Raw genomic sequence first — 244 nt, 5'->3', positions numbered from 1 at the left:
ACTCGTGGCCGGAGCCGTCCGGCTTCCCACGGGCGGGGAGACGGCGCTTTCGGTGCGGGTGACCGACATCCACGACAACCCGAACGTCGACGTGCCGGTGACCTTCGCCGTGCTGGAGGGCTCCGGGGCGGTGGATCCGGAGGCGATCCAGACCGACCGCAACGGCGAGGGGCAGGCCACGTTCCGGGCCGGGTCCCGGCCGGGCACGGTGATCGTGGAGGCGCGGCACACGAGCCGGGCGCCC

Annotated in this window: 1 protein-coding gene; it reads left to right on the top strand. The window is 74.6% G+C overall.

Going from position 1 to position 244, the window contains the following annotated elements; genetic code table 11:
* The coding region (locus ACYQ8L_RS18810) for a hypothetical protein (protein ID WP_459943336.1) at window positions 1-244 on the top strand (244 nt) is incomplete at both ends.

The organism is Deferrisoma palaeochoriense (genome assembly GCF_054656955.1).
Note: the sequence above shows the minus strand (reverse complement) of the source record. Positions and strands in the feature narration are given on the sequence as shown.